Consider the following 23424-nt stretch of genomic DNA (forward strand, 5'->3'; position numbering starts at 1 on the left):
CCGGCTTCCTCGTCACCGCACTGGCAGGCGGCTCAGGCGGCGGCGCCGGCCTTCTTCGCCTGGGCGCGGATGATGCGGCGCTTCAGCACCTGCGCCTCTTCCGGCAGGCGGCGGTTCGGCGTGCCGAGCAGGAAGGCGTCGAGGCCGCCATTGTGCTCGATGGTGCGGATGCCGTTGGTCGTCAGGCGCAGCTGGATGCTGGTGGCCAGCACGTCCGAGAAGAAGGACGTTTCCTGCAGGTTGGGCAGGAAGCGACGCCGCGTCTTGTTGTTGGCGTGGCTGACGTTGTTACCCGTCAGGACGCCCTTGCCGGTGATGCCGCAGCGGCGGGCCATGATGCAAAATCCCAAGCGTAGGGGCGCGCAGGACGGACCCCGCGCGCGGTGGTGTGGAAGGTGGGGCGATATGCCCCGCGCCGGGGGTGGCGTCAAGGCCGCGGTTGCGCAAGGCTGCCCGAAAGACCAGGGAAAGGAAGTCCGATGCGCCTTGCCAACAAGATCGCCCTCGTCACGGGGGCTGCCTCCGGCATGGGGGCGGCGACGGCGCGGCTGATGGCCGCCGAGGGGGCGAAGGTCGCTGTCGCCGACATGCTGGAGGCGGAGGGCGAGGCCGTCGCCGCCGGGATCAGGGCGGCGGGCGGCGCGGCGCGCTTCCTCCGCCTCGACGTCGCCGAGGAGGCGGAGTGGGAGGCGGCCCTTGCCGCCGTCACCAATGAATGGGGCGGGCTCGACATCCTCGTCAACAATGCCGGCATCTCGGGCAGTGCGACCAACGACCTCTACGACACCGGCCTCTGGGACCGGATCATGGCCGTCAACGCCCGCGGCACCTTCCTCGGGGTGAAGCATGGCGTGGCGGCCATGCGGCGGCGGGGCGGCGGCTCCATCGTCAACCTCTCCTCCATCTCTGGGAATGTGGGGCAGGAGCGGATCCACTGCGCCTACAATGCCTCGAAGGCCGCAGTGCGGCTGCTGACCAAGTCGGTCGCGGTGCAGGAGGGTGCGGCGAAGATCCGGGTCAATACCGTGCATCCCGGGCTGATGCCGCCGATGCGGACATCGGGGGCGACGGCCGATCCGGTGTTCCGGGCGAAGATGCTGGGGCATGTGCCGCTCGGGCGCTCGGGCGAGGTCGACGAGGTGGCGCGGGCCATCCTGTTCCTCGCCTCGGACGAGTCCTCCTACGTCACCGGGGCCGAGCTGCATGTGGATGGCGGCTACCTGGCATCCTAGCATCGACAGGGGGACCGGATGGCCATCAGCGAAAAGGGGTTCCTGCTTGTCCGCGGCGCGCTGCTGGCCGATCCGGCACGGCGACGGGGCGCGCCGGCGGATGTGCTGATCGAGGACGGGGTGATCCGCGCGGTCGGCATCGGGCTCGCGGCGCCGGAGGGCACGCCGGTCTTCGACGCCGCGGGGTTGCTGATGCATCCCGGCCTCGTCAACGCCCATACCCATGGCCATAGCGGCCTCTCCAAGGGGATGGGCGACCGGTGGACGCTGGAGCTGCTGCTCGCCGCCTCGCCCTGGATCGGCGGCGGGCGGAGCGTCGAGGACAAGAAGCTCACCACGCTGATCTGCGCCGCCGAGATGGTGGCGAAGGGCTGCACCGCGGCCTATGACCTCTACTACGAATTCCCCCTGCCCTCCCGCGACGGGCTGGATGCGGCGGCCGCGGCCTATGCCGAGGCGGGGATGCGCGCGGTGATCGCGCCGATGGTCGCCGACCGGACCCTCTACGAGGCGATCCCCGGGCTGATGGACGCGCTGCCCGACGCCTTGCAAGGCCAGGCGGCGCGGCTGCGGGCGATGCCGGCCGAGCAGACGCTTGGCGCCATCGGCGAGGTTCTGAAGCACTGGCGCTGGTCGGGGCAGGACATCCGCCCCGCCGTCGCGCCGACCATCCCGCTGCATTGCGCCGACGAATTCCTCTGCGGCTGCGCCCGGCTGGCGCGCGAGCATGGCGTCGGCCTGCACAGCCATGTCGGCGAAAGCAAGGTGCAGGCGGTGGTGGGCCGGCAGCGATACGGGAAGACGCTGGTGGCGCATCTCGATGCGCTCGGGCTGCTCGGGCCGGATTTCACCGCGGCGCATGCCGTCTGGATGGATGACGACGACCTCAGGCGGATGGCCGACCACGGCGCCTCCATCGCGCACAACCCGGGCAGCAACATGCGGCTCGGCAACGGCATGTTCCCGCTGCGGCGGGCGCTCGATGCCGGCTGCAATGTCGGCATCGGCACCGACGGGGCGAGCAGCGCCGACAACCAGAACATGTACGAGGCGATGCGCTACGCCTCCATGCTGTCCAAGGTGCAGACGCCCGACCCGCGCCATTGGGCGACGAGCGACGAGGTGTACCGGGCGGCGACGGTCGGCTCGGCGCGGGCGCTGGGCTTCACCGACATCGGACTGATCGCGCCGGGCTACAAGGCGGACATCGTCTTCCTCGACCTCGGCAGCATCAACTGGGTGCCGCACCATTGGTCCACCAACCAGATCGTCCACAGCGAGGATGGCGGCGGGGTGCGGCACGTGATGACGGGCGGCCGCCTGATCTTCCGCGACGGGCGGCATGCCGGGATCGACATGGCGCGGCTGGCGCGGGAGGCGGAGGCGGCGCGGGCGAGGCTCGAGGCGCTGAATGCCGAATGGCACGAGCTGTACCTCAAGCTCGAGCCGGTGGTGGCGAGCTTCTGCCCAGCCATCGCGGCGCAGCCCTACCACGCAAGGCGCTATCTGTGCGACGCGCCGGGCTGATATCCTTCCCCGATCCGAACGGGAGGGACAGGGCATGGACACGCAAGCCGTCGCGGCGGAGTTCGCCGCGCTGTGCAAGGCCGGCCGGTTCGAGGAGGCGGGCGAGCGCTTCTGGGCGGAGGAGGTCGTCAGCATCGAGCCAATGCAGGGTGAGATGGCCGTGCTCCGCGGCAAGGCCGCGGTGAAGGGCAAGGGCGAGTGGTGGTACGCCAATCACGAGATCCACAGCGCCGAAACCCACGGCCCCTATGTGAACGACGACCAGTTCGCGCTCCGCTTCCACCTCGACGTCACCCAGAAGGCTTCCGGCCAGCGGATGCAGATGGAGGAGATCGGCCTCTACACGGTCCGCGAGGGCAAGGTGGTGGAGGAGCGCTTCCTCATCCGCATGGGATGAGAGAATGGCACGGGATTGGCATGGCGGATGGAAACCTGCCTGGATGAGCCGCATGCCCCTCCCCCGCCGTGCCCTGCTTGCCCTGCCCGCCCTGCTCGTCGGGCGGGCTGCCCCTGCGCAACCCGCCTGGCCCGAGCGGCCGATCCGCTGGGTGGTGAATTTCCCGCCCGGCGGGGCGGCGGACACGCTCTCGCGCATCCTCGCCGAGCAGGTCGGCACCGGGCTCGGCCAACCCATCGTCGTCGAGAACCGGCCGGGCGCCGGCGGGATGGTGGGTGCCGAGATCCTGGCCAAGGCGCGGGGCGACGCGCATCTGGTGATGATGTCGAGCGCGGCCTCCCACGGGATCGGGCCGGTGCTTTATCCCTCCGTCCCCTATGATCCGGTCGCGGATTTCACCCATGTCGCGCTGGTCGGCACCTTCCCGAGCGTGCTCGTCGTCAATCCGGGCGTGCCGGCGCAGAGCCTCGGCGAGTTCCTGGCCCTGGCGCGAGGGCGGCCGGGCGGGCTCGCCTTCGGCACCGGCGGCAACGGCACGATGAATCACCTGACCGGCGTGCTGCTGGCCCGCGCCGCCGGGGTGGAGCTGACGCATGTGCCTTATCGCGGCTCGGCGCCGGCGCTGGCAGATGCGATGGGCGGGCAGATCCCGGCGGTGATGGAGAGCCTGCCGATCGCCCTGCCGCACCTCCGCGCCGGGCGGCTGCGCGCGCTGGCCACCAGCGAGCCAGGGCGGGATGCCGCCCTGCCGGAGGTGCCGAGCTTCGCCGAGGCGGGCTTCCCGGCAGTGCAGAGCACCAACTGGTTCGGCTTCTCGACGACGGCCGGGCTGCCGCCGGCCGTCGCCGCGCGCTGGCAGGCGGCGATCGAGGCGGCGCTGGCGGATGCGCGAGTGCGGGAGCGCTTCGCCGGCATCGGCGTGATCCCCGGCCGGATGGGGCCGGCGGAGTACACCGCCCTCGTCAGCGGCGAGCAGGCGCGGTGGCGGCGGGTCATCGAGGAGGCCGGGGTGAAGCCCGACTGACCCGCCGCCTGCCGGTCAGAGGATGAAGTCGCTGGCCTGCAGGACGTGGTGGCCGGCCAGTTCGATTTCATAGGTGGTCGGCTGCGGGGCATAGGCGAAGGGCACGTAGAACTGCACGACCGTGTGGTCGCCCTCGGTCACCGCGCGGACCTGCATCGCGTCGTCTCCGGTGAAGTCTTTGGAGCCGAGGAAGACCGGCGCATGCGCCCCGTCGGTCCGGTTGGCATAGGCGTGCAGGTCGATCCGGTCCTGGTCCGGGCGAAATCGAGGATCACGTCGCGCGTCGCGGCATTGGTGCCGGTGTCGGAGGCGAAGACGCCGGGGGCCGTGCGGAAGGCGAATTCGAAGACGTCGTGGCCCCGGCCGCCGGCCATCTCCTCGCGGCCGAGGTTGCCGATCAAGGTGTCGTTCCCTGTGCCGCCGATCAAGGTGTCGTTGCCGCCCTCGCCGTCGATGCGGTCCTGCCCTGCGCCGCCATCGAGCAGGTCGCCGAAGTCGCGCGCCGCGGTGATGGAGCCGCCCGCCCCGCTGGAGGCAAAGACGCCGGCGCCGTCGATGCTGTCGTTGCCGTCGCCGCCATGGACCGTGTCGGCCTGGTAGCCGGCGAAGATGGTGTCATTGCCGAGGCCGGCGAAGATCAGGTTGTTGCCACGGCCGGCCAAGTCGTCGCCGAAGCCGCCTTCGCGGCCGTTGCCGTAGATCAGGTCATGGCCGCCGCCGGCCAGGATGGTGTCGTTGCCGGCCAGCCCGTTCAGCGTTTCGGCCCGGAAAGTGCCGAAGAGGCGGTCAGCGGCGGCGGTTCCGGAATTCAGATTGAATGGCGACATGGTAGCTCCTCTGGCGGCCGGGCGGGCAGGGTCTTCGCCGGTACTGCCACCGGCCGCCGGAGCGTTGAAGCATGCTAATACATGCTTAGAAAATCACGGTCGTCCGATAGATGTTTCCGGATACTTCATTCTGGATAGGCTGTCCGTATTGATCCGGCCCTGGCGCTGCTTCCGTGACGGCGCCGGCCGCATGGCAACCCGCGGCAGGGCCGCCCGTTCGGCCGGGACGCAAGGAGCCTCCTCCATGGCCGATCATGACCTGCCGCGCCGCGGCCTCGTCCTAGCCGCCGCCGCGCTCGGAGCCGGCGGCGCCGGTTATCCCCCACCCTCGCCCATCGACAGCGGCCGCGTGGAGAACGGGCGGGTGCAATTCCCCGACTGGCGCGCGCCGGCCGACCCGCCCGGCGGCGCCGCCCCGCAGCCGCGGCCGCCGGGCGAACGGATCGGCTTTGCCGTGGTCGGCCTCGGCCGCATCTCGCTGGAGGAGGTGCTGCCCGCCTTCGCCGAATGCAAGGAGGCACGGCCGGTCGCCCTCGTCAGCGGCAGCCCGGAGAAGGCGCAGGTGGTTGCGGCCCAGCACGGCATCCCGGACACGGCCGTCCACGGCTATGGCGAGTTCGAGCGGCTGCGGGAGAACCCGGCGGTGCAGGCCGTCTACATCGCCCTGCCCAACGCCATGCACCGCGAGTTCACCGAGCGGGCCGCGGCCATCGGCCTCCATGTGCTCTGCGAGAAGCCGATGGCGAACAGCCTCGCCGACTGCCAGGCCATGACCGCCGCCTGCGAGCGCGCGGGCGTGCGGCTGATGATCGCCTATCGCTCGCAATACCAGCCGCATCACCGGGCGACGATCGCCCTGATCCGCAGCGGCGAGCTGGGGCGGCTGCGCTTCATCGAGGCGGCCAATACCCAGGCCAACGGGCCCGGGCCGCAATGGCGCTACAACCGGCAGATGGCCGGCGGCGGGGCGCTGCCGGATATCGGCCTCTACTGCCTGAACGCGGCACGCTACCTGACCGGAGAGGAGCCGGTGGAGGCCTTCGCCACCACCTACAGCCCGGCCGGGGACGCGCGCTTCGCTGAGGTGGAGGAAAGCATCGCCTTCCAGCTCCGCTTCCCCTCGGGCGTGATCGCCAACGCGCTGAGCAGCTACGGGACCTATGAGAACCGCAGTCTGCGGCTGCATTTCGAGCGGGGCAGCATCGAGATGCCGCACGCCTTCGCCTATCAGGGCCAGCGCCTCGTGGTGCAGCGCCGGGTCGGCGAGGTCGGGGCGGAGGAGGAGCGGATCATCAAGCCGAAGAACCAGTTCGCGCAGGAGATCGACCACTTCGCCACCTGCGTGCGGGACGGAAGACGGCCGCATACGCCGGGCGAGGAGGGCGTGCAGGACCAGGCGCTGATGGAGGCGCTGTACCGCTCGGCGAAGGAGGGAAAGCCGATGCGGCTCGAGCCGCCGCCGGGGCCGACGCGAGGCTCCGATCCGGCCTGAGGAAGGGAAATGGAGGGGGTTGGATTCGAACCAACGTAGGCGAAGCCAGCGGATTTACAGTCCGCCCCCTTTAGCCACTCGGGCACCCCTCCGGGGAGCCGGGGGGATATCCGGCTTCACCCTGCCCTGTCAATGCGCCGGGGCCTCCCCGGGCGCCAGGAATTCGCCGAGCCAGGGAGCGCGCCAGCCCTCCATCCGCCAGGACAGGGCCTCTGCGCCGCCGAGGGCCGGGTCGGGCACGTCGATCCGCACCTCCCCCGCCTCGCCGAGGCCGCGGCGGAATGCGGAGCGGCCGGCCGCCTCCAGCCGCAGCGCGCTCGCCGGGCCGAACAGGCGGGCGATGCCGTCGCTCGGCTGGAAGGTGCCGGCGACCGTCATCCCGGCCGGCAGGTGGCGGGCGAGAAGAAAATTGTCCCCATCCCCGCCCCCGGCCAGCCGTAGGCCGAGGAAGGTGGTGCGGGGCCGGAGGCCGAGGGGTGGCGGCGCATCGGCCGGTCCCTCGGCGGCGCCGGCCTGGGCGATGGTGAGGTATTCGCCCTCCGCGCCCCAGCGGCAGAGGATCAGCCATTCGGCAAGCGGCAGGCCCTGGCGGTGCGGCGCGTCGTAGGGCGCCTCGGCGAGGCTCGCCCGCATCGCCATCACGAAGCCTTGCGGCACCATCGCCCGCGGCGGCACATGTCTCACGCGCGCTCTCCCCTGCGGATGATCTCGAGCATCTGGGTCTCGTGGTGGCCGCCCTGGATCACCCGGCAGAGGGCGGTCTCGGCCGGCGGGATGCCATGGGCGAGGCGCATCACCCCCGGCGCATCGCGGAGGAAGCGCACCCAATCGCAGCAGGCCTCCAGGTAGCCGGCATCGGCCATGTCACGGTCGGCATTCAGCACCACCAGCCGCCCGCCCGGCCGCAGCAGGGCGAAGCAGGCGGCGGTGACGGTATGGGCCAAGCGGTCGGTGAGGTCGTCGTAGAGCGTCGTCGCGTAGATCAGATCGAAGCCGCCGCGCGGCAGGGTGCCGTCGAAGGTCGCCTTCGGGCTGCGGTGCAGCGTCTCGATGCCGCGCGCGGCATGCTCCATCTGCACCATGGCGAGGGAGGCGGCGTCCTGGTCGAGGGCGACGAAGCGGCCGATCTGCCCGGCCTGCACGGCGCTGGAGAGTTCCGCCTCGCGCAGATGGCCGCAGCCGAGGGCGAGCACGTGCGGGTTGCGCCGCGTCTCGGCCACCTGGTCGATCCGCCCGGCGATGGTGGTGAGGCGGGCGCGGGCGGCGGCGGCGGCAGGCGCGGCGAGATCGCGGCGAAACAGGGTGAGGCCGAGGGCGCTGACCTGCTCGTTCTCCAGCGCCGCCTCGCCGCGATACAGCATGTCGAGCATCGGCGCGTCGCCGGCATAGCCGCGGGGCTTGCGGAAGCCGCGCCGGGCGAAGGGATTTTCGTGCAGCAGCGAAATCAGCGGATGGGTACGGAGCGCGGCGACGCTGCGCTGCCATGCGGCGGGGGCGGCGGTGTTGCGCAGCCAACGCAACCCGTCTGCCAATGCGTCCAGCACCGGCGCCGCCGGCTCTGCGCCCCGCAGCCGGACCAGCGCCTCGTCCAGCAGGTGGCGCGGGTCGGGCGGTGCGGAGGCCAGTGGGGCGGGCGCCGCCGGGCGGAAGGCCTGGGCGAGCGGGGCGCCCTTGGCGGAGGCCTGCATCGGCATATGGGTCATGGTTGCCTCGCTACACTTCTGGGCCACCGATCAGCGGGGGTGGCCATCGCATGACCGGACCATGGCAGGGCCAGCGTGACCCCAGCGTGATTGCGCCTGCCGCTTCGCTGGGGTGGGAGAAATCACGCTAGGCTCACGCAGGCGCACGCAGCATGCCCGGGACGATGCGAGGGGAGGCCAGGGATGACGGACAGCGGTTCTGGGGGGGGCTGCCCCTTCGGTGGCGCGGCGGGAAGCGGCATCCTCGGACCGCTGCCGGGCTTCCGCCACGTCTTCGGCCCGCCCGCGGCGGCGGAGCGCTTCCAGGTGGATGGCGAGGACCCGCGCAGCTCGCCCGCCGCGCTCGCCACGCTGCGGCGGCGGCTGCGCGGCCTCGCCACGCTGATGGGCACGCGGCCGCCGGGCGCCGCCGAGAATCCGAACCTGCCATCCGGCTATACCTATCTCGCCCAGCTCGCCGCGCATGACATGGTCTCGACCAGCCTGGCCTTCTGGTCGGCGGGTGGGCCCGATCCGGGCGTCGCCAACGTGCATGGCGCGCCGCTCCGCCTCAGGACGCTGTATGGCGGCGGGCCGGGCGCCTGCCCCCACGCCTTCGCCCCCGACGATGCGCGCGACCAGAACCGCAGCCGCTTCCGCCTATCGGCCCATGCCGGGGCGAAGGGCGATGCCTCCTGCTTCCGCGACATCGCGCGCGCGGCGACGCCGGGGACGCTCGGCAACCGCGGCGGCTTCGGCGGCGCCGGGCGGGGCGAGGCGCTGATCGCCGATTCGAGGAATGACCAGAGCGCGCCGCTCTCGCAGCTCACCTGCCTGTTCCAGATGCTGCACAACGCGCTGCTCGAGATGATCCCGAAGCCCGGGACGCTGCCGGCGCGCGCCCTGCGGGAGCGGACGGCGGCGCGCTTCGCCGTGGCGCGGGAGGCAACGACCCTCGTCTTCCGCCAGGTGCTGCGCCGCGACCTGCTGCCGCGGCTGCTCGACCCGGAGGTCCATGCGCTCTACGACAACCCGGCGCCCGAATGGCTGGAGCCGCAGCCGGAGCCCGGCCTGCCGTTGGAGTTCTCGCACGGCGCCTTCCGCTTCGGCCATGCGATGCTGCGCGACACCTACCGCATCGGCAGCTTCGATGATGCGACGCTCGCCGACCTGCTGCGGCAGAACTCCACGCGCGGGCCGAATTCCGTGCCGCTGACGCGGGACTGGCTGGTGCGCTGGTCGCAATTCTTCCAGATGCCGGGCAAGCCGGCGCCGAATCTCTCCATGACGCTCGGTCCGCGCTACACCGCGATGCTGATGGGCGACGGATTCTTCGACCCGATCGAGCCGGGCGACCCGGTGGGGGTCGCCTTCCGCGACCTGATGAGCGCCTCCCTCACCGGCATGCGCTCGGTGCGCGACCTCTGTGCGCGGGCGGCGGCGCTGCGGCCGGGGCTCGCCGCGCGGTCGGCGCTGCTGGCCGACCCGGCGGCACGGGAGGCGGCGCTCGCCGCCTGGATCGGGCGCGACAGCGCCGTCAGCCTGCTGACGCCGGAGGATGTCGCGGCGCTCGCCGCCGAGCCGCCCCTGCCCTTCTACATCCTGTTCGAGGCGGAGCACGAGGCGGGGGGCGAGCGGCTTGGCAGGCTGGGTTCGCTGCTGGTCGCCGAGACGGTCTATGGCGCGCTGGCGCGGGAGCGGCTGGCCTCCGAGGGCGAAGGCGACCTCGGCGCCGCCTTCGACCGGCTCTGCGCCGCCTGGCTTGGCGACACCCGCTTCCCTGATCCGCCGCTCGTCGAGGACATGCCGGGCCTGGTGACCTTCATCGCCCGAAGGCTCGGCCTGGAGGCGGCGGACCCCGCATTCATCTGATTCCCACGAAGGAGACACGCGATGGCCCTGGACCCGACCGAACCCGTCAACATGACCCCGATAAACTACGAGAACTGGGGCAAGCTCATCAAAACCTGGGCAACCGGCGAGGACTATGTCAGAAACGGCCATGAATACCCGGTGCCGAAGACCCTCGATGAGGTGAAGCGGCAGCTGGCCGCGGCAAATACCGGGCTGACCCTGCCAGAGCGCATCCAGAAGCTGCAGGTCGTCGTCGGGCGGAGCGACACGCTGCTGCTGCGCCTGCCGCCGCCCGACCTGGTCAAGGCTTCGGAAAAGCGGCTGGCGAAGAAGGACTACGCTCTGCCGGGCTTCTACAACGACCACTTCGGCGGCGTCGCACCAGTGCTGCCAGACAAGGATGCACGGATGAAATTCCATGCGCAGCGCATCGGCGACTACTCGATCGCCAACTGCCAGTAGCGCCGGCCTACCAGTCGCCGTGCCGGGCGCCGTAGGTCGGCAGCCCGGCGGCGGCGATGCCGTCGCGCAGGCGGTTCCACTCCTCGGCACGGCGGATCGGGTAGAGGTGCAGCAGCCAGCGCACCATGTCGAGGTCGCTCGGCGGCGCCTCGGCGAACCAGCTGCCGCGCACGCCATCGAGGTAGCGCGCGGCGGCCTCCTCCGCCTCCTCGATGCGGCCGAGCCGGGCGAGCGCCGCGGCGCGCCAGGCCGGCAGGGTGCGGATCACGTCCTGCGCGCGGTCGCAGGCCTCGAGCGTGCCGTCGTCGTCGCCGGCGAGGTAGGCGATCGTCACCTGGTAGCCCCAATGGGTCAGGCTCGGCATCAGCGACATCTCGAGCGACTGGGCGGAGAGTTCCGCCGCCCGCTCGTGGTTGCCGGCGAAGCTGTGGAACAGCGCGGCCGAGATCAGCGTCCAGCTGTCGTTCGGGTTGAGCTCGCAGGCGAGGCGCATCGGCACCTCGGCCTGGGCGTGGTGTCCGCTCATCGCCAGCGACCAGCCGAGCGTCAGCTGGGCACGCGAATCCGTCGGGTCGAGATGCACGGCGCGGCGGGCGAGCTCCACCGCCCGGGCCTCGCGCTCGCGGCTGCGGCGCTCGCCGGGATGGATGATGTGGACCGAATTCTCCATCTGCGCGAGGCCGCTATAGGCCGAGGAGAAGCCCGGCGTGCGCTCGATGCATTCGCGGAAGAGCTGTCCGGCGCGGGCCCAGTTCTGCGGGCTGAAGCTGCGGATCATCGCCGTCGCGCGCAGCCAGCGGTCATAGGCCTCGAGCGAGATGTCGGATTCGACCGCGAGGCGTTGCAGCCGCGCCGAGGAGATCTGCAGGTTCAGCGCGATGGCGATGCGACGGACAATGTCGCGGTGCGCCTCGAACCAGCCGTCGAGGCGAAGCTCCATCCGCTCCGACCAGATGAAGATGCCGCTGTCCTGCTCGGCCAGGGTGAGGACGAGGCTGATGCGGTCGCCGACCTGGTAGGCCGTCGCGCTGACGCGGTAGCGGGCGGAGACGCGGCTGCCGGTCTGCTCGGCGCTCGGCATCGAGGGGCCGTCGACGACGAACCATTCGCGGAAGCGCACCAGGCAGGCGATGAGGTCGTGGCGGAAGCCGAGTGCCAGGTGCATCTGGTCCTGGCCGACGCCATTGACCGCGAAGGGCTCGACGAGGAGGGCGATGCGGGCCGGGGTGCCGCTGGGGCGCGGCACCGGCGCGGGAGTCAGCGCCTCGAGCTGGGCCGCGGGCAACGGGACAGGCTCGGCGAGGCCGATGGTGCCGAGCTTGATCTCGGCGACGAGCGCCTGGGTCGCGGCGGAGGGCTCGGTGTCGTACTCCTCCTCCAGAAGGCGCCAGATCTGCTCATAGGCGCGAAGCGCGGCGACGGTGTCGCCCGCCTCGGCGCAGCCGCGCATCAAGGCGCGGCAGGCCTCCTCATGCGTCGGGTCGAGCATCAGGATCGCTTCGGCCAGGCGCTGAAGCAGGCTGCGTGGCTGGCTCTTGACGCGCAGAGCCGATTCGAGGGCGCGGATCAGCTGGTCATGGAAGGCCTGGCGGGTGACGGTCAGCCAGCCGCGGAAGGCCGGGTCGAGGTCGTCAAGGCCTTGCAGCAGCGCCTCGCTCAGCCGCGGCGTCGACAGCAGCAGCGGATGGGCGACGCCGCGTTCGGCGGATTGCAGCACGTCGCGCGCATCGGGCCGGGCAATGGCGAGGTCGAGGGTGACGGTGAGGCGGCCGGCGCGCAGCGCGTTGCAGCCGGCGGCCTCCATCGCCTCGCGCAGTTCGTGGACCACCTGGCGGAGCGAGGCGCGGGCCTTCTCCTCGCCGGTCTCGCTCCAGAGCAGGCCGACCAGGCGCTCGCGGCTTTCCTCGCCGCTCTCGCTCAACAGCAGGTAGCCGAGCAGGGCGCGGGCCTTGCGGCTGCGCAGGCGCACCTCCTGGCCGGAGAAGCTGGCCCGCAACGGGCCGAAGAGCGAGGCATTGAGCAGCCCCGGCGCCACCGATGCGGCCTGGCCCTCCGACGTGATGGCCTGCTGCGGTGACTGCTCCATCAACTCCGGGCCTGGATGCTGTAGGCTGAACCAGCGTCACATCAACGCAATTCCGCCGGTATGGCAATCGCCGCCGCCGGTGCGGGCGATGGCCGCGCGAAGCCTTCCACCTATGGTTCGGGAAGGTTCGGCCTCCAGCCCCGGGACGACGAGGCGCATGGCGGGGAGGCCAAGCTCCGGCCGCGTCAGGTCGAGGGCGAGCACGGGCAGGCCCCGGGCGCCGAGCCGGCCGATCAGCACCGCCATGGCCGCGGCGGGATCGGCGGGCAGGCCAGCGCCGGGTGCGGCGGCCCCCGCGGGATGGAGCAGGGCGCAGCCCTCAGCCCGGATGCCGTGGTAGCGGCGGAGCAGCGCCCGGTCATGGGCGTTGAGCGCGCCCGGCCCGGCCTCCTCCTGCTTCGCCAGGACGACGGCATGGGCCATCTCCATCTGCGCCATCTCGAGGATGGCGGCGCGGGCGGCCGCGGCCCGGGAGGTGCGCGCGGCGAGGCCGCAGCAGAAGCCCTCCCCCTCCGGCCCGGTCGAGAGGGCGGCGATGACGGGGACGCCGAGATCGGTGGTGAGGTCGAGCAGCCAGCTCTGCCGCCGCGCCTCGCCCCCGCGCAGCCGGGCGAGGAGCGGGGCGGCGACGGCCATGGCCGGATCCTCCAGCGCAACCGGGCGGCCGCGCTGGCCGCCGCGCCACCAGAGGGCGGCGGCGTCGCGCTCGACCAGCTCCAGCAGCGCATGCAGCGCGGCGGCCTCCGGCGTCGGCCCGGCTGCGCAGCCGATGCTGAGCGGCCAGGGCGGGGGGAAGGCAGGCTGCGGGCGGCGCAGGCAAAGGCCGGCGGGCAGCCAGGCGGTGCCCGGCGCATCGAGGCGGAGGAGCTCGATCCAGGCTTCGGGGGCGGCACCCTCGGGCAGGATGGCGGCGAGCCATTCCGCATGGCCCGAGTAGGATGGCGGCGGGCCGAGGCGGGCGCGATCCGCGGGCGCCTCGAGCGCGGAGAGCAGCTCCACCCCCTCCCCCACGCAGCCCTCGAAGGCCTCGATCAGGCTGGCCCCGACGCCGGAGACACCTGCCTGGCCTGCGCCCGTGGCTATTTCCGCCCCGAAGACGGCGAGGCCGGGGGCGGTCGGGCAATCGAGGGTGAAGAGCCGGGTGAAGCGGCCGGCGGCGCGGAACAGCAGGGCGCGGTTGCGCTCCGCCGGGCCGGGCGTGGCGGGGACGGGGCAGCCGAGCCAGTCGAGGAAATCCCGCAGGTCCGGCGCGGCCGGGCCGGATGGATCGAGCAGGTGGCGGGCGGCGGCCTCGCACAGCGCGGCGGTCTCGTGCATCCGCCGAGCCTAGCCTAGGCAAAGAGGAAATCCGCCGCCGAGAGCGCCGATTTCTGCACCCCTGCGAGGGTGATGCCGTCGCCGTCACCGAGATCGACCACCGCCCCGCCAGGCCGGTCCGCCGTGGCCGCCAGCACGCCGGCGAAGCTGCCGAGGCCGAAGCCGGCGAGGCGGATCTGGTCGGTGCCCGGGATGAAGTCGCCGATGCGGTCGGCGCCGCCGCCGCGGCCGAAAAGGAAGAGATCGGCCCCCGCCCCGCCCAGCAGCGCGTCATTTCCCGCGCCGCCGTCGAGCGTGTCGTCGCCCGCCGCGCCATTCAGCCAATTCGCTCCGGCATTGCCGGTGATGGCGTTGGCGAGGCCGTTGCCCTGGCCGGTGCGCATGGTGCCGAGCAGCACCAGGGCTTCGAGATGGGCCGCCAGGGTGTAGCCGCCGCCGGGGATGGCGGCGAAGACCGTGTCCCGGCCGCCGCCCGAAATCTCGAGAACGATGTCACCGGGGGCGTCGACGACATAGGCGTCGTTGCCCGGCCCGCCGCTCAGCCAGTCCACCTCGCCAAGGCCGGAGGCGCCGTCGAGCACGTCATCGCCGGCGCCGCCGGCCAGCCGATCCGGCCCGGCGCCGCCGGTCAGCGTATCGTCGCCCGCGCCGCTGGAAAGGAAGTTGGCGCTCTCGTTGCCGGTGATGGCATTGGCCGCGGCATTGCCGCTGCCGTTGATGGCCCCGGCCCCGGCGGCGAGGACAAGTGCCTCCAGATGCGCCGGCAGGGCGATGCTGACCGTGCTGACCACCGTGTCATGGCCGCCATTCGCCGCCTCCTGCGGAAGCGGGCCGCGGCTGCCGAGGAGGTAGAGGTCATCACCCGCCCCGCCGGTGCCGGCGCCGAGATGCAGCGCCGTCCCGGTTGGGATGCCCGTGCCGCCCCAGGCATTGCCGGCCAGGTCGGCGAGCTGGCCGCCGCCGAGATCGAGGCCGGTGAGCAGGATCGTCTGCGGCGCGGTGCCATCCGGCAGGTCGAGGTGGAAGGGCAGGCGCGGCCCGTCGGACCCGGGGCCGAACGTCGCCTGCATCGGCGTGCCGTCCACCATCAGGTTGAGCACCGGCGTCCCGCCCGCCAGGCGGATGGCTTCGGAGAAGACCAGGGCGAGGTCTATGGCGCCGCCATGGGCCGTGCCGTCCAGGTGACGGAAGACGGGCGGCGCCTGGTCGGCCGGCCAAAGGCTGACGCCGAGCGTGGTGCCGGGCAGGGTGAGATGCAGCGGGTTGCCGGCAGCATCCTGGAGCCGCTGTTCGGGATCCCCGAGGGCGGTGACGCGGATGCCGCCCCGTGCCAGGTCGCCCTCCTGCACGCGAAGGGTGAAGGCGAGGCTGGTCGGGGTGCTACGGAAGGGGTCGAACGATGCATGGCGGACGGTGCCGCCGACATCGATCAGCAGGCTCGGCAGGACCTGCCCGTCGGCGAGATGCATCGCCTCGCTGGCTGACAGGGTGAAGCGCAGCAGCTGGCCTGGGATGTAGCGGCCATCGGCGGGGGCGAGGAAGCTCGCCGTCGGCGCAACGGTGTCGATCAGCAGGGCGGCAAGGCCGGGAGAGGCCGGCAGGGCCGGCGCCAGCGCATTGCCGGCGAGGTCGGTGACGGCGCTGCCGGGGTCGCCGAGGCCGGTGACGGTGACGGCATGCCCCTGCAGCCCGCCGGGCATGGCGAGGGCGAAGCGGAGCAGGCTGGGGTCGGTGCCGGCCAGCAGGGTTGCCTGCATCGCCTGGCCGCCGATCGAAAGGTTGAGCACGGGCGGCGGCTTGCCGCCCGCGACGACGACGGCCTCGCTCATCTGCAGGTCGATGACGAGGCTGCCGCCGAGCCCGACCGGGCCGGGGCTCCGCGGCGCCACGGCGCGGATGGCGGGCGGGGTGTGATCGGCCTGGACAAGGACGTTGGAGAAATCCGGCACGGTGCCGAGCGCGCCGGACCAGGCGTTGCCGACCCTGTCGGTGATGGCTTCGCCACCGATCAGCCGGCCGAGGGCGATGCCTGCCTGGGCCTTCGCATCGGCCTCGACGACCAGGCCGAAGGAGAGCTTGTTCGCCGCCGGATGGCCGAGCAGCGCCGCCTGCCAGGTGGTGCCGCCGATCATCACCTCCAGCACCGGAGCGGGGGCGCCGAGCTGCAGCTGCACCGCTTCGTCGAAGGCGAGAGTGAAGACGAGGGTGTCGCCCGCCGGGTGGTTGCCGGGGGCGGGGCCGGTGATGCCGGCAAGCGCCGGCGGGGCGAGGTCGGCCCGGACCAGAACGCCGGACAGGTCCGGCACGCCCACCAGGCCGCCGGAGAGGAGATTGTTCGAGCTGTCCTTGATCGTCCCGCCGGCCTGGATGATCTGGCCGAGGGCGATGCCGTCCTGGTCCGAGGCGCCGGCCGGCAGGGTGAGGCGGAAGGTCAGCCGGTGCGCCGCCGGGCTGGCGACATGGCTGGCGGTCAGCACCTGGTCGCCGACCAGCACCTCCAGCAGCGGGCCGGCGCCGCCGGGCGGAGTGGCCACCACCACCGGCTTGTTGAACTGGATGGTGAAGTCCAGCGTCTGGCCGGCCTGGTAATTGCCCGCAGCCGGGCCGGCCACGGCGGTGACGACGGGATGGGTCGTCTCGCCGACGCGGAGGTCCAGCGTAGCACGGGCCGAGACATTGCCGGCGCCGTCCTCGGCATCGAGGCCGATGGCGTAATACTGCCCGAGCGGCAGGGTGCCGAGGGCGAGCTGCCAGGCACCGGCCGTGTCGGCCTGGGTGGTGGCAAGGAGCCTGGTGCCGTCATAGGCGCGGATGACGGCCCCGGCCTCGGCGGTGCCGGAAACGGCAGGGGTGCTATCCACCGTCTGCCAGATGGGCTGGCTGCGGTTGCCGATCGTGTCGCCGGCGAAGCCGGTCAGGACCGGGGCGGCCGGGGCGGACTGGTCCACGGCGAGGCGGAAGGGGGCGCTGTCGCCATCCGGACCGCGCGCGACGAGGAGGACGTTCTGCTCGCCGATGATGTTGGCCAGCGCCTGCCAGTTCCCCTCGGCGTTCGCGGTGGCGCTGCCGATCTGGGTGTTGCCGAGCATGAGCCGGACCAGCGTGCCGGGCGTGGCCGTGCCGTGGAGCTGGGGGTTGGGATCGGCGGTGATGCCGTCCCCCGGGGTGCCGGTATCGTTGAGCAACCCGATGATGACGGGGGCCATGGCCATCCTGGTCCTGTTGCGAGACCGCGACAGGATCGGAGGCGGAGGTAAAGGAAGGGTGGCCACGGGGGTAGAATTTCGATGGAAGGGGGGCCGTGGCGGTCTCGGCAACCCCTTGCTATACCGCACCCGCCGGAGCACCCGGAGGCGGGGCCGCCGCGCCCCGCTGCCCGAGGCGCGGCGGGAAGTCGCCGGAAGAAGGATATCTGTCACCATGGCGCGACGCCGTCAGCTTTATGAGGGCAAGGCCAAGATCCTGTTCGAGGGGCCCGAGCCCGGGACGCTGGTGCAGTACTTCAAGGACGACGCCACCGCCTTCAACAGCCAGAAGAAGGGCACCATCACCGGCAAGGGCGTGCTCAACAACCGCATCAGCGAGTACCTGATGAGCCGGCTGATGGAGATCGGCGTGCCGACCCATTTCATCCGCCGGCTCAACATGCGGGAGCAGCTGATCCGCGAGGTCGAGATCATCCCGCTCGAGATCGTGGTGCGGAACGTGGCGGCGGGGAGCCTGTCGACCCGGCTCGGCATCGCCGAGGGGACCAGGTTGCCTCGCTCCATCATCGAATATTATTACAAGAACGACACTCTGAACGACCCGTTGGTCTGCGAGGAGCACATCACCGCCTTCGGCTGGGCGGCGACCCAGGACCTCGACGACATGGTGGCGCTGGCGCTCCGGGTGAACGACTTCCTCACCGGGCTGATGCTCGGGGTCGGGATCACGCTGGTCGACTTCAAGGTGGAATTCGGCCGGCTCTACGAGAACGAGGAGATGCGAATCGTCCTCGCCGACGAGATCAGCCCGGACAATTGCCGGCTCTGGGACGCCAAGACCGGCGAGAAGATGGACAAGGACCGTTTCCGCCGCGATCTCGGCAAGGTCGAGGAAGGCTATCAGGAAGTGGCGAGGCGGCTCGGCATCCTGCCCGAGGCGGGGGTGCGGGACCTCAAGGGGCCGGAGATGATGCAATGAAGGCGAAGGTCGTTGTGATGCCGAAGGCCGGCGTTCTCGACCCGCAGGGCAAGGCGATCGGCCATGCGCTGGCCGGGCTCGGCTTCGCGGGTGTCGGCGAGGTGCGGGCGGGCAAGGTGATCGAGCTGGAGCTGGCCGAGACCGACCCCGCCAAGGCCAGGGCCGAGGCCGAGGCCATGGCGCGGAAGCTGCTGGCGAATACGGTGATCGAGAGCTTCAGCGTGACGCTGGACTGATGCGGCCCGGTGGCCGGAGCGCCGCAGGGCTGAACCGGCCGGTGACGGAGGCCATATCGTGAAGACCTCGCTTTTCATCATGCTGGGGCTGACGGTGCTGATCTCGATCGGCCTGCGCTGGCGGGAGGAGCGGGTGGCGGTGCTGCGGCCGGCGGCGCCCGCGCGGCGGATGGGCTTCCTCGCCGGGCAGAAGCGCCGGCTCAACCGCTGGCTGACCGCCGCGACCCTCGCGGCGCTGACGACGATGCTGGTGCTGGGCGGGCTGCATTGGCTGCGCGTCTGGCAAGGGAGTTAGGCGGATGCAGGCAGCAATCGTGATGTTCCCCGGCACCAACCGGGAGCGCGACATGGCGCTGGCCCTCCAGCGCGCGACGGGGCGGAAGCCGGCGATCCTCTGGCACCGCGACACCGAGCTGCCGCAGGGCACCGACCTCGTCGTGCTGCCGGGCGGCTTCTCCTATGGCGACTACCTCCGCTGCGGGGCGATGGCCGCACAGAGCCCGATCATGCGAGCGATCCACGACTTCGCCGGGCGGGGCGGGCATGTGCTCGGCGTCTGCAACGGCTTCCAGATGCTGGTGGAGGCCGGGCTGCTGCAGGGCGCGCTGCTGCGCAACGCCTCGCTCCGCTTCCTGTCGATGGACTGCCACATGCGCGTCGAGCGGACGGATACGGCCTATACCGGCCGCTTCCAGCGCGGCCAAGTCTTCCGCGCCACCATGGCGCATGGCGACGGCAATTACTTCGCCGATGCGGCAACGCTCGACCGGCTGGAGGGCGAGGGCCTAGTCGCGCTGCGCTATGCGACCGAGGACGGCCAGGTGACCGAGGCCGCGAACCGGAACGGCAGCGCACGGAACATTGCCGGCATCCTCTCGCCCAACCTGCGGGTTCTGGGGCTGATGCCTCATCCGGAGAACCAGGTCGATCCGCTGATCGACGGGACGGACGGGCTGCCGCTGTTCGAGGGGCTGGCGGAGGCGCTGGCCCCCGCCTGAGGCTACAGCCTCGCCGCCTGCACCCGGCGGTTCAGCGACCGGCCGCTCTCGCTGGCATTGTCGGCGATCGGTTCGTTCGGGCCCCGCCCTTCCGCCGTGAGCCGCTCGGCGGCGATGCCGTTCGCCGCCAGCCATTGCCTAACGCTCTCTGCCCGGCGCTGGGACAGCGGGATGTTGATCGCCGCCGTCCCCGTCGCATCGGTGTGGCCGGTGAGGCGCAGGCGGAGCGCCGGATCGGCCGCCAGGGCGTCGCGCAGCTGGGTCAGCACCGGTGCGGCGGCGATGTCGAGATCGGCCGAGTTGGTGCGGAAGGTGATGTAGAGCTGCACCTGGCCGGTGGGCTGCAAGGTCTCGGCGACGGGCGCCTGGACGGGGGCGGCCGCCTTTGCCGCGCGTGGGTCGCCGGTGAAGCGGAAGCTGGCATTGTAGGCGCCGTAATTCTGGCTCTGCACGCCGTTGCGGGTGGTACCCGGGTAGCGCGGAGCGCCGGGAAGCATCTGCATCGAGACGCTGCCGCCGGTCTGGGCGATCATCCCGGCATGGACGGCGGCGCGGCAGGTGGCGCTGTCGGCCGTATAGGTATCGGTGCCCCAGACGGAGCCGCGGAGCGTCGCCTCGCCGGGGCAGAGGCAGGTGACGGCCTCGTCGCTGTCGGCATAGCTGCTCATGTTGTCGGGGCAGAGCTGCGAGGTGCTCGGGGCGGCTGCGGCTTGCTGGCGGGCCGCGCCCTGGAAGCGGTAGCTGGCGCCGTAGCTGCCGTAATTCTGGCTTTGCACGCCGTTGCGGGTCGTCCCCGGATAACGGGCGGCGCCGGGAAGCATCTCCAGCGTCACGGTGCCACCCTGGCGGGCGACCATCCCGGCATGAAGCGCCGCACGGCAGGTGGCGCTGTCGGCCGTATAGGTGTCGGTACCCCAGACCGAGCCCCGGCCGAGCTGTGCCGCCGGGCAGATGCAGGTAACGACCTCGGCACTGTCGGCGAAGGCGGTCATGTTGTCCGGGCATTGGGCTGGTGCGCCGGCGGGCTTGGCCGGCGTGGCGTCGGCCTGGGCCGGGGCTGGGCCGGCGACGCCTTGGAAGCGGTAGCTGGCTCCGTAGGCCCCGTAATTCTGGCTTTGCACCCCGTTGCGGGTGGTGCCGGGGTAGCGGGCGGCGCCGGGCAACATCTCCAGCGTGACGGTGCCGCCTTGGCGGCCGAGGATGCCGGCGTGGAGGGCTGCACGGCAGGTGGCGCTGTCGGCGGCGTAGGTGTCGGTACCCCAGACCGAGCCCCGGCCAACCTGCGCCGCCGGGCAGGTGCAGGTGATGATTTCGCTGCTGTTGGCATAGGCCATCATGTTGTCGGGGCATTGGCTGAGGGTGGCAGGCTGGGCGGCGGCGGCCTGGCTTCTTCCCTCCTCCGCCTGCTGCGGCGTGCCCTGGAAGCGGTAGCTGGCGCGGTAGCTGCCGTAATTCTGGCTTTGCACGCCGTTGCGGGTGGTGCCGGGATAGCGCGGCTGGCCGGGCTGCATCTCCACCGTCACCGTGCCGCCGCGGCGCCCGAGCAGCCCGGCATGCTGGGCGGCGCGGCAGGTGGCGCTGTCGGCCGTGTAGGTATCGGTGCCCCAGACGGAGCCCTGGCCCATCTGCTCGGCCGGGCAGGTGCAGGTCAGCACCTCGTCGCTGTCGGCGAAGGCATCCATGTTGTCGGGGCACTGGCTCGGCGCGGCCGGGGCCTTGGCGGCGCCGTCGAGCGGCTGGGCGAGGGCCGGCGCGATGGCGATCAGCAAGGGCAGGAGCAGCGACAGCAGCGCACGCGGCATGGCAGGTCTTCCCGGCTGGAGCGCGCCGGCCCCCTGCCAGCCGCGCCTTTCCTGCTATAACCACCCACATCACGGCCGCATGGGAATCCCGACCGCGTGACAATCGTTACACTCGCCCCCGAGAAAGCCCGCCAGCTGGCCGCCGAATTCGGCCTGAAGCCGGACGAGTATGAGCGTGCGCTGGCCATCCTCGGCCGCGAGCCCTCGCTGACGGAGCTCGGCATCTTCAGCGTGATGTGGTCGGAGCACTGCTCCTACAAATCGAGCCGGGTCTGGCTGCGGGAGCTGCCGACCAAGGCCCCCTGGGTGATCCACGGGCCGGGCGAGAATGCCGGCGTCATCGATATCGGGGATGGCCTCGCCGCCGTCTTCAAGATGGAGAGCCACAACCACCCCTCCTTCATCGAACCCTACCAGGGCGCGGCGACGGGGGTGGGCGGTATCCTGCGCGATGTCTTCACCATGGGTGCGCGGCCCATCGCCAACCTCAACGCGCTCCGCTTCGGCAGCCCCGACGCACCGCGAATGCGGCAGGTGATCGACGGCGTGGTGCGCGGCATCGGCGGCTACGGCAACTGCGTCGGCGTGCCGACCGTGGGTGGCGAGGTGAACTTCCACCCACGCTACAACGGCAACCCGCTGGTCAATGCGATGACGGTGGGCATCGCCCACAAGGACCGGATCTTCCTCAGCGCCGCGGCCGGCATCGGCAACCCGGTCGTCTATGTCGGCTCCAAGACCGGGCGCGACGGCATCCATGGCGCGACCATGGCCAGCACCGAGTTCAGCGCGGACAGCGAGGAGAAGCGCCCGACCGTGCAGATCGGCGACCCCTTCGCCGAGAAGCTGCTGATCGAGGCCTGCATGGAGCTGATGGCGACGGATGCCATCGTCGCCATCCAGGACATGGGCGCGGCCGGCCTCACCTCCTCCTCGGTCGAGATGGCGGGCAAGGGCGGCGTCGGCATCGAGCTCGACATGGAGAATGTCCCCCAACGCGAGCAGGGCATGTCCGCCTATGAGATGATGCTGTCGGAGAGCCAGGAGCGGATGCTGATGGTGCTCCGCCCCGGCGCCGAGCACATCGCCGAGCGCATCTTCACCAAGTGGGAGCTGGACTTCGCCGTCATCGGCCGGCTGACCGAGACCGGCCACATCGTCATCCGCCACAACGGGGTGGTGGAGGCCGACATCCCCCTCGCCCCGCTCGAGAGCGAGGCACCGCTCTACCGCCGGCCGACCGCCGAGACGCCGAAGCAGCCGGTGCTCGACCCGGCCTCGGTTGCCGACCCGGTGGGGTTGGAGCGGGCGCTGGTGACGCTTGTCGCCTGCCCCGACCTCTGCTCCCGCCGCTGGATCTGGGATCAGTATGACAGCATGGTCGGCGGCCAGACCGCGAAGCGCCCGGGCGCGGCGGATGCCGCCGTGGTGCGGATCGAGGACCACCGTCGCGCGCTCGCCATGACGACCGACACCACGCCGCGTTACTGCCTGGCCGACCCGGAGGAGGGTGGCCGCCAGGCGGTGGCAGAGGCCTGGCGGAACCTGTCAGCGGTCGGCGCGCTGCCGCTCGCCATCACCGACAACATGAATTTTGGCAACCCCGAGAAGCCGGAGATCATGGGGCAGTTCGCCGCCGCCGTGCGCGGCATGGCGAGCGCCTGCACCGCGCTCGACTTCCCCGTCGTTTCCGGCAATGTCTCGCTCTACAACGAAACGGAGGGCCGGGGCATCCTTCCCACCCCCGCCATCGGCGGCGTCGGCGTGCTGGAGGATGTGGCCCAGGCGATCGGCCTCGCCTTGCCCGCAGGCGCCGAGCTGGTGCTGGTTGGCGAGACGCGGGGCTGGCTCGGCCAGTCGCTCTGGCTGCGCGAGATCGCCGGGCGCGAGGAAGGGGCGCCGCCGCCCGTCGACCTCGCCGCCGAACGCCGCAACGGCGATTTCGTCCGCGCCCAGATCCTCGCCGGCGCGGTGCGGGCCTGCCATGACTGCGCCGATGGCGGGCTGCTGGTGACCGTCGCCGAGATGGCGATGGCGAGCGGCACCGGCGCCACCCTCCTCCCCGGCCCCGCCGACTGCCCCGCCCACGCCTTCTGGTTCGGCGAGGACCAGGCGCGCTATGTTCTGGCGGTGACGGATGCCGCCCCCCTGCTCGACGCGGCCAAGGCCGCCGGCGTGCCGGCCACGCGCCTCGGCCGCAGCGGCGGGGAGGCCTTGGTTCTGCCCGATTGCCGATCCATATCCGTCGCCGAGTTGCGGCAGGCGCATGAGGCGACCCTGCCCGCCTTGATGGAGGGCTGACC

21 protein-coding genes and 1 tRNA gene are annotated in these 23424 nt (G+C 71.7%); 12 read left to right on the forward strand and 10 right to left on the reverse strand.

Annotated elements, in window-relative coordinates; translation table 11 throughout:
• Window positions 1-32: 32 nt before the first annotated feature.
• On the reverse strand, window positions 33-335 hold the full coding sequence (rpmB, locus tag LH62_RS24685) for a 50S ribosomal protein L28 (protein WP_043337202.1): 303 nt from the start codon (window positions 333-335) through the stop codon (window positions 33-35).
• Between the two features lie 144 nt (window positions 336-479).
• Between rpmB and LH62_RS24690 the strand changes: the two genes are divergently transcribed.
• The 4 genes from LH62_RS24690 to LH62_RS24705 are packed head-to-tail and all read left to right on the forward strand — an operon-like array spanning window position 480 to window position 4180.
• Window positions 480-1232 carry an SDR family NAD(P)-dependent oxidoreductase gene (locus LH62_RS24690; protein WP_043364741.1) on the forward strand — a complete coding sequence of 251 codons (753 nt, stop codon included), beginning with the start codon at window positions 480-482 and terminating at the stop codon, window positions 1230-1232.
• 18 nt (window positions 1233-1250) lie between these two features.
• Window positions 1251-2759, forward strand: a complete 1509-nt coding sequence (locus tag LH62_RS24695; protein WP_043364742.1) for an amidohydrolase family protein — start codon at window positions 1251-1253, stop codon at window positions 2757-2759.
• 34 nt (window positions 2760-2793) lie between these two features.
• The gene (locus LH62_RS24700; RefSeq protein ID WP_043364743.1) at window positions 2794-3156 is read left to right on the forward strand and encodes a nuclear transport factor 2 family protein; all 363 of its coding nucleotides are present in this window, start codon (window positions 2794-2796) and stop codon (window positions 3154-3156) included.
• A gap of 52 nt (window positions 3157-3208) precedes the next feature.
• Window positions 3209-4180, forward strand: coding sequence for a tripartite tricarboxylate transporter substrate binding protein (locus tag LH62_RS24705; protein ID WP_236552623.1), 972 nt, complete (start codon window positions 3209-3211; stop codon window positions 4178-4180).
• Between the two features lie 15 nt (window positions 4181-4195).
• Here LH62_RS24705 and LH62_RS31285 read toward each other — a convergent pair whose 3' ends face one another.
• On the reverse strand, window positions 4196-4336 hold the full coding sequence (locus tag LH62_RS31285) for a hypothetical protein (RefSeq protein WP_160299886.1): 141 nt from the start codon (window positions 4334-4336) through the stop codon (window positions 4196-4198).
• Complete coding sequence (locus LH62_RS28710; RefSeq protein ID WP_052214887.1) at window positions 4318-5007, reverse strand: calcium-binding protein; 690 nt, start codon at window positions 5005-5007, stop codon at window positions 4318-4320. The genes LH62_RS31285 and LH62_RS28710 overlap by 19 nt, the downstream gene beginning before the upstream one ends.
• 244 nt (window positions 5008-5251) lie before the next feature.
• Between LH62_RS28710 and LH62_RS24715 the strand changes: the two genes are divergently transcribed.
• Entirely contained in the window at window positions 5252-6499 is a 1248-nt protein-coding gene (locus LH62_RS24715; RefSeq protein WP_052214888.1) for a Gfo/Idh/MocA family protein, read from the forward strand.
• A 10-nt stretch (window positions 6500-6509) separates the two neighbouring features.
• Here LH62_RS24715 and LH62_RS24720 read toward each other — a convergent pair.
• From LH62_RS24720 to LH62_RS24730, 3 genes are all read right to left on the reverse strand, one after another.
• Window positions 6510-6591: transfer RNA gene (locus tag LH62_RS24720), tRNA-Tyr, on the reverse strand.
• Window positions 6592-6628: 37 nt separating this feature from the next.
• Entirely contained in the window at window positions 6629-7183 is a 555-nt protein-coding gene (locus tag LH62_RS24725; protein ID WP_144404619.1) for a hypothetical protein, read from the reverse strand.
• The gene (locus LH62_RS24730; RefSeq protein ID WP_052214889.1) at window positions 7180-8202 is read right to left on the reverse strand and encodes a class I SAM-dependent methyltransferase; all 1023 of its coding nucleotides are present in this window, start codon (window positions 8200-8202) and stop codon (window positions 7180-7182) included. The genes LH62_RS24725 and LH62_RS24730 overlap by 4 nt, the downstream gene beginning before the upstream one ends.
• 183 nt (window positions 8203-8385) lie before the next feature.
• Here LH62_RS24730 and LH62_RS24735 point away from each other — a divergent pair, with 183 nt between their 5' ends.
• Complete coding sequence (locus LH62_RS24735) at window positions 8386-10053, forward strand: peroxidase family protein (RefSeq protein ID WP_043364746.1); 1668 nt, start codon at window positions 8386-8388, stop codon at window positions 10051-10053.
• Window positions 10054-10074: 21 nt separating this feature from the next.
• Window positions 10075-10497, forward strand: coding sequence for a hypothetical protein (locus tag LH62_RS24740; protein WP_043364747.1), 423 nt, complete (start codon window positions 10075-10077; stop codon window positions 10495-10497).
• Between the two features lie 7 nt (window positions 10498-10504).
• Here the strand turns inward: LH62_RS24740 and LH62_RS24745 are convergent, their stop codons facing one another.
• Genes LH62_RS24745 through LH62_RS28715 form a run of 3 tightly spaced genes read right to left on the reverse strand, consistent with a single transcriptional unit; the run spans window position 10505 to window position 17106 of the window.
• On the reverse strand, window positions 10505-12583 hold the full coding sequence (locus tag LH62_RS24745; protein WP_052214890.1) for a BTAD domain-containing putative transcriptional regulator: 2079 nt from the start codon (window positions 12581-12583) through the stop codon (window positions 10505-10507).
• Between the two features lie 36 nt (window positions 12584-12619).
• A complete protein-coding gene (locus tag LH62_RS24750) occupies window positions 12620-13900 on the reverse strand; it encodes a YcaO-like family protein (protein ID WP_043364748.1) in 1281 nt (426 codons plus the stop codon).
• Window positions 13901-13914: 14 nt separating this feature from the next.
• Window positions 13915-17106 (reverse strand): Ig-like domain-containing protein, encoded by a 3192-nt coding sequence (locus LH62_RS28715; protein WP_052214891.1) that lies wholly within the window; start codon window positions 17104-17106, stop codon window positions 13915-13917.
• 214 nt (window positions 17107-17320) lie between these two features.
• Between LH62_RS28715 and purC the strand changes: the two genes are divergently transcribed.
• The 4 genes from purC to purQ are packed head-to-tail and all read left to right on the forward strand — an operon-like array spanning window position 17321 to window position 19319.
• Complete coding sequence (purC, locus tag LH62_RS24760) at window positions 17321-18085, forward strand: phosphoribosylaminoimidazolesuccinocarboxamide synthase (RefSeq protein ID WP_043364749.1); 765 nt, start codon at window positions 17321-17323, stop codon at window positions 18083-18085.
• Window positions 18082-18321, forward strand: coding sequence for a phosphoribosylformylglycinamidine synthase subunit PurS (gene purS / locus LH62_RS24765; protein ID WP_043364750.1), 240 nt, complete (start codon window positions 18082-18084; stop codon window positions 18319-18321). Before purC ends, purS begins: the two co-directional genes overlap by 4 nt.
• Window positions 18322-18379: 58 nt before the next feature.
• Window positions 18380-18616: a hypothetical protein gene (locus tag LH62_RS24770; RefSeq protein ID WP_236552624.1), complete on the forward strand. Its 237-nt coding sequence runs from the start codon at window positions 18380-18382 to the stop codon at window positions 18614-18616.
• Between the two features lie 4 nt (window positions 18617-18620).
• Window positions 18621-19319, forward strand: coding sequence for a phosphoribosylformylglycinamidine synthase subunit PurQ (purQ, locus tag LH62_RS24775; RefSeq protein ID WP_043364752.1), 699 nt, complete (start codon window positions 18621-18623; stop codon window positions 19317-19319).
• Window positions 19320-19321: 2 nt separating this feature from the next.
• Here purQ and LH62_RS28720 read toward each other — a convergent pair whose 3' ends face one another.
• On the reverse strand, window positions 19322-21121 hold the full coding sequence (locus tag LH62_RS28720; RefSeq protein ID WP_052214892.1) for an LCCL domain-containing protein: 1800 nt from the start codon (window positions 21119-21121) through the stop codon (window positions 19322-19324).
• Between the two features lie 96 nt (window positions 21122-21217).
• Here LH62_RS28720 and purL point away from each other — a divergent pair, with 96 nt between their 5' ends.
• Window positions 21218-23422 (forward strand): phosphoribosylformylglycinamidine synthase subunit PurL, encoded by a 2205-nt coding sequence (purL, locus tag LH62_RS24790; RefSeq protein ID WP_369796813.1) that lies wholly within the window; start codon window positions 21218-21220, stop codon window positions 23420-23422.
• The last annotated feature ends 2 nt before the right edge of the window (window positions 23423-23424 follow it).

The organism is Belnapia sp. F-4-1 (assembly GCF_000802185.1).
Lineage (GTDB): Bacteria > Pseudomonadota > Alphaproteobacteria > Acetobacterales > Acetobacteraceae > Belnapia.